The organism is Turicibacter sp. T129, from assembly GCF_025594975.1.
Classification (GTDB): Bacteria; Bacillota_I; Bacilli_A; order MOL361; family Turicibacteraceae; genus Turicibacter; species Turicibacter bilis.
Window position 1 is genome coordinate 1 of record NZ_JAMQUU010000061.1, and the last position, 504, is coordinate 504.

Annotated in this window: 2 protein-coding genes; both read right to left on the reverse strand. The window is 37.3% G+C overall.

Annotated features, from left to right (window positions below; all coding sequences use genetic code 11):
* Positions 1–101 precede the first annotated feature (101 nt).
* Complete coding sequence (locus NEH75_RS13655; RefSeq protein WP_082427861.1) at positions 102–257, reverse strand: transposase domain-containing protein; 156 nt, start codon at positions 255–257, stop codon at positions 102–104.
* Between the two features lie 42 nt (positions 258–299).
* Positions 300–504: IS66 family transposase (locus NEH75_RS13660; RefSeq protein ID WP_411158683.1), on the reverse strand; the 205-nt coding region annotated here is incomplete at its 5' end.

Genomic DNA, 504 nt, shown 5'->3' on the forward strand with positions numbered 1-504 from the left:
TTTTATCATTCACGATAAAAAGTAAGCGGGTAATAATAACATGTATAGAAAAAAAGAGACCTCACCTGTATACTTGAAGGACAGATGAGGTCTCTTTTCTTTTAGATTCCTTTACAATGTTCTTGAACATTTTTTGCCCATGGTAAAAAGTCCTCCAAGAGCTTTGGTTTCATTAAAAACTCAACATTTGGTAGGTGTTCAAATAAATAAGTTAAATACTTATAGATATTTAGGCCATGTTCCTTAGCCGTTTCGATGGGTCACCTGGCGATTATCGAAGATAATCTAATCCTCCACTGCTAGGGAATGATGCTATAAATGATCGCATTAGCTTCGGCTCCTGCTAGGCTTGTTGAAAATAAGTAGTTTTTTCGTCCAATCACCACGGTTTTGATGGCGCGTTCGGCCCGATTATTTGAGGCCTCTAATCGACCATCTTTTAAAAAGGTCATGAGTTCTTGTTTTTGATTCAGTACATAGTGTACCGCAGTTTGTAACTTACCT